At 65.3% G+C, this 5,043-nt stretch carries 5 protein-coding genes; 3 read left to right on the top strand and 2 right to left on the bottom strand.

Going from position 1 to position 5,043, the window contains the following annotated elements; all coding sequences use genetic code 11:
- Window positions 1-405 (bottom strand): FAD-dependent monooxygenase (locus tag AC1D00_RS26095; RefSeq protein ID WP_477012629.1); only part of this gene is annotated, 405 nt, incomplete at its 3' end.
- 120 nt (window positions 406-525) lie between these two features.
- Between AC1D00_RS26095 and AC1D00_RS26100 the strand changes: the two genes are divergently transcribed.
- On the top strand, window positions 526-801 hold the full coding sequence (locus AC1D00_RS26100) for a hypothetical protein (RefSeq protein WP_135173601.1): 276 nt from the start codon (window positions 526-528) through the stop codon (window positions 799-801).
- A 21-nt stretch (window positions 802-822) separates the two neighbouring features.
- Here the strand turns inward: AC1D00_RS26100 and AC1D00_RS26105 are convergent, their stop codons facing one another.
- A complete protein-coding gene (locus tag AC1D00_RS26105) occupies window positions 823-2,337 on the bottom strand; it encodes a caspase family protein (protein WP_477012630.1) in 1,515 nt (504 codons plus the stop codon).
- A 204-nt stretch (window positions 2,338-2,541) separates the two neighbouring features.
- Here AC1D00_RS26105 and AC1D00_RS26110 point away from each other — a divergent pair, with 204 nt between their 5' ends.
- Window positions 2,542-3,522 carry a helix-turn-helix transcriptional regulator gene (locus AC1D00_RS26110; protein WP_477012631.1) on the top strand — a complete coding sequence of 327 codons (981 nt, stop codon included), beginning with the start codon at window positions 2,542-2,544 and terminating at the stop codon, window positions 3,520-3,522.
- 291 nt (window positions 3,523-3,813) lie between these two features.
- The coding region (locus tag AC1D00_RS26115; RefSeq protein WP_477012632.1) for a DEAD/DEAH box helicase at window positions 3,814-5,043 on the top strand (1,230 nt) is incomplete at its 3' end.

The raw sequence follows: 5,043 nt of genomic DNA on the forward strand, positions 1-5,043 counted from the left end.
CACCTTGAGCGAGGCGAAGCGCTTGCCGGCCTCGCGCAGGAAGTTCAGGAAATCCCATTGCGGCATGAAGGCGATGAACGGGTACTTCGTGTGCAGCCGGCTCAGATCGGCGATCCGCACCGGCGTACCGCCGAACAGGCCGTCCATCTTCTGCAAGCGCTGATGCGGCAGCTTCAGGAAGCCGTCGATCAGGCCGAGCTCGTCCATCACCTGGAGCGTCGAGGGATGCACGGTGTCGCCGCGAAAGTCGCGAAAGAAGTCCGCATGCTTCTCCAGCACCACGACGTCGATGCCGGCGCGCCCCAGGAGATAGCCGAGCATCATGCCGGCAGGTCCGCCGCCGACGATGCAACACCGGACTTTCACGGAGGAACCCTGCGGTGGGTGCGATGAATCTGGTTCCACGGCAGAATCCCCGTTTACGACTTAAGTTTTCTGTGCGGTGCAGCAAGCAGGTTTAATTTGCCGCAGCTGTGAATGCCCGTTAGCGTCGCAGCGAATTTCGATTTCTTTCAGGAAATTGCAGTGCGGACGATCCTCATACTGCTCGGCGTCTGGATCCTGATCAACGTGCTTTTCGTCGTGATCATGATCCCGCCACGGAAGTCGCATCCGCGGCCAACCGGCGCGCTTGCGCCGGTGCCGATCGACCAGAACGGCTATCCGTTCGAGGAGCAGGAGAAGCTCCTGCTTCGCCACGTCATCATCTCGATCGCGATGGGCGCGCTCTTCTCGCTGGCTCCGCCCTTGATCGAAGCCGTCGAGTCCTTCAAGCGCCTTATCAGGAAGCGCCGCGCGTAGCGGCGCCGCCCGCTCGACACCTCAGTTGTTGCTGCGGTTCGCCGCGCGAAAACTCTTGATCTCCGACACGCTGCCGTCGCGATAGGTCAGCTCCACCGAGACGAACTGCGTGGCCGGAGCGARCTTCATGTAGAGCGGCATGCCGGCGGTGATCGCGCTGGGGTCGCGCATGTCGCACCCCGGCATCTTCAGCACCTGGTTCGGTACCGCGGTGTCGATGCCGATGCGCACCTCGCGGATGGCGCAGCGGTAGGACACGAGGTGCGTGTAGTAGACGAGCAGCCCGTTGAACTCGCGGAATGACAGCCAGCTCGTCGCAGTCATGTCCAGGATCTTGCGCTGGTCGCGGATCAGCGCAGCCTCCGGATCGAACCTGATCGGGAACGGGCCCTGCATGTCGCCGGACTGATCGACATAGCGAACCTTGATGGTGCCGGCCGGCGCATCCGGCGGCAATTCGATCGACGGGTTCGGCATCCGCTTGCGCGTGCGCGGATCGAGCGTGTCGATGAATCCGGTCTCGCGGAAATCGCCATTGCCGGCCATGCGCCAGGAAATGCCGAGCGTCGGATCGGCGAAGGAGAACACCACGCTCCAGCCGCCATTGTGGCGCGAGAAGCTCGCGATCGGCGCATTGGTGGTTTCCTCCTTCGGCACGCGCGGCACCGAGACCGGCGGCAGGGCCGCAAGCTGCTGCGGCGGCGGATCGGCCGGGCGCGCAGCCACGTCTTTCGCGACGCTGTTCAGGAAGACGTCGTCGACCATCTGGTCGAAATAGACCGGCACCTGCCTGTGCTTGACGGTGTCGGCCATTTCGCTGACGAGACGGCGGGTACGCTGCGCCACCTGCACGAGGTTCTCGCCGGGTTGCAGCAGCTCCTTGGCGAAGGTGCGCGTGAACACCGAATTGGGATTGGCGTCGTCGTTGGAGAGACGATCGAGCGCGGTCTGGCGGGGACCGGCCGAGAACACGGAGAATACGCCTTCGGGCAGCTGCGTCATCGGCGCGAGCCCGCCGGCGCCGGCGACCGCGCGAGTCCCCTTGCGTTCGAACGGATTGTTGCGGCAGGCATCGAACACCAAAATCGAGGTCCGCGCCTTCTTGTTCTGAAGGCGCTCGACGATGCGGTCCGCCAGGATGGAGGCGTCGCGTACCAGCTCTTCCTGTCCTTCCGTCGCCGCCGGCACGTCGGTCGGCAGCAGATAGTTCTGGCCCGCGATCTCGAAACCGTGGCCGGCATAGAAGAAGAACGCGGTGTCGCCGGGCTCGATCGACCGGTCGAACGCGAGCAGCGTCTCGGAGAATTGTTGGCGGCTCTGGTTCTCCGCGACCATCACCGAGAAGCCGAGCTGCTTCAGCGTGTCGCCCATGGTGCGGGCGTCGTTGACCGCCTTGAGCAGTTTCGGGACGTTCCTGTAGTCGTTGTTGCCGACGACGAGCGCGACGCGCTTCTCGGCGTGGGCGGGAAGCGCGAAGCCGCCCAGGCTCGCCGCGAGGCCAAGGGTCGCCAGAATTCTGAAAAGCCGACGCGTCATCGAAAAATTCCCGTTGCAGGACGGCTTACCGCCGGCGCCCCTCGTACAGTCCATTGGCGACCTTCAGCCGTTGTTGTCATAGTCGGTCCAGCCATAGCGGCGGTTCAACAGGCATAGCCCACCGGTTCCATCGTGGGCCTATGGCAAGAGCAGCTGGAATCTGCTTTTTCTCAGGCGCAATTCCGTTCGGGGACGAGGGCTATCGTGAACCGCTGGTGTACCGACGAGGTCGAGCCGCATGACCGCTTCGACTATTGGCGCGAGGTGCGCGCCAAGGGCCTGTTCGGCGTCACCGCCGAACTCGAGCGCGAGCGTCGCGCGGACTTCTTCGGCGAATTCTCGCTGCGCCAGCTCGGCGGCGGCGGTCTCGTCGAGCTGAAGGCCTCGCACTACACGGTCGAGCGCAGCACCTCCGACATCGCCTACGCGCCCGGCGACAGCATCTGCGTCTACCAGCAGCTCGGCAGCGGCGGCTGGTTCGGCGGCATGCRCGGAAACGACTTCGCGATCGCCAATGGCAGCTTCGCCACCGGCCATACCGACCTGCCCTACCGCACCGCGCCGCTCGGCGCCGGGGGCTTCCACCTGCGCATCCTGAAGATCCCTGTCAGCCACATCCCGGCGCAGGACAGGCGCATCCGCGAACTCGCGCCGAAGACCTTCAATGACCCCGCTCTGGCGCCCCTGCTCGCGGCCTGCTTTGCCGATCTCGGCGAGGCCGCCGCTGGCGATGACGGCGCGGCCGATACGAGCTCTTTGGTTCAGGCCTCCTTAGTTCAAGCCCTGGCCCATCTGGCGCTGATCGAGCGCGGCATCGTGCGCCCCGGCAGCCGGCTCGGACAGGCTGCGCTTCGGACCGCCCGTCTCTCGCAGGCGCGGCGCCTGATCGCGCGTCACTTGCAAAACCCGGATCTGGCGCCAGCGATGGTGGCCGACCTGCTCGGCGTTTCCGTGCGTCACCTGCACATGCTGTTCGAGGCCGCCGAGAAGAGCTTCTCGCAGACAGTGACCGACGAGCGCCTCAAGAGAAGCCGCCACCTGCTGCGCGAGACGCCGGAGCGGCTGATCGCCGACATCGCGACCTCCTGCGGCTTCGAGAGCCTGGCGACCTATTACCGGGTCTTCAACGCCGCCTATGGCATAGCCCCTGGCGACTTCCGGGCGCGGGGGGCCGAAGGGCATTAGGCGCTCCCACCGCTCGGCCAATGGCTGAGGCGGAAAACCCCAACCAAGCCCGCTATTTGGGCAAAAACCTCAGGGTTTTTAGGGTCTTCCCGCGCCTGCTCCATTGACTTTGGCCGATTCCCGCCTATGTTCCGGAGCGACGCGGCTCAGATCGAAGAGCGATTCTTGAGCCTTGCGCTTTGTTCGCGTGAGTCAGCACCCCCAGCTTCCTTGAGAGCGCGCCGTTTCGGGGTGGAACGCGACCAGCCTTATTACCCTCGATTCCGAACGGCGGTTTCGACCAGAGGCTCAATGTCCTTTGCAAATCTCGGACTATCCGAAAAAGTCCTCGCCGCAGTGGCGGCCACCGGTTACACCACCCCCACCCCCATTCAGGAACAGGCGATCCCCCACGTCCTCGCACGCAAGGACGTCCTCGGCATCGCCCAGACCGGCACCGGCAAGACCGCGGCCTTCGTGCTGCCGATGCTTACCATCCTCGAAAAGGGCAGAGCCCGGGCGCGCATGCCGCGCACCCTGATCCTGGAGCCGACCCGCGAGCTCGCGGCACAGGTCAAAGAGAATTTTGACCGCTACGGCGCCGGCCAAAAGCTTAACGTCGCGCTGCTGATCGGCGGCGTTTCGTTCGGCGACCAGGATGCCAAGCTGACGCGCGGCGTCGACGTGCTGATCGCAACCCCGGGCCGCCTGCTCGACCACACCGAGCGCGGCGGCCTCCTGCTCACCGGCGTCGAGTTGCTCGTCATCGACGAAGCCGACCGCATGCTGGACATGGGCTTCATTCCCGACATCGAGCGCATCTGCAAGCTCGTCCCGTTCACGCGGCAGACCCTGTTCTTCACCGCGACCATGCCGCCGGAAATCCGGCGCATCACCGAGACCTTCCTGCACAACCCGCAGAAGGTCGAAGTCTCCAAGCCCGCCACCACCGCCGTCACCGTCACGCAGTCCCAGGTCCCGGCCGGGCGCGAGGCGCATGAAAAGCGCGAATTGCTCCGCCGCCYGCTGCGCGAGGCCAAGGATCTCAAGAACGCGATCATCTTCTGCAATCGCAAGCGCGAAGTCGCGATCGTTCACAAATCGCTCCAGAAGCACGGCTTCAGCGTCGGTGCGCTGCACGGCGACATGGACCAGCCGGCCCGCATGGCCGCGCTCGAGCAGTTCCGCAAGGGTGAGCTGCCGTTGCTGGTTGCCTCCGACGTCGCTGCCCGCGGCCTCGACATTCCCGAGGTCAGCCACGTCTTCAATTTCGACGTCCCTCACCATCCCGACGACTATGTCCATCGCGTCGGCCGCACCGGCCGCGCCGGCCGCAGCGGTACGGCGATCTCGATCGTCACGCCGCTCGACCAGAAGTCGATGGTCGCGATCGAAAAGCTGATCGGCCAGAGCATTCCGCGCGCCGAGGGCGACTACGAAGTCCACGCCGAAGCCGGCGATGCGACCGACCGTCCGCGCGAGCAGCGCGGCCGCGAACGTTCACGCGGCGGGCGCGGCAAGCCGCAACGCGGCGGTCGCGAC

The organism is Bradyrhizobium sp. P2_E8, from assembly GCF_056403875.1.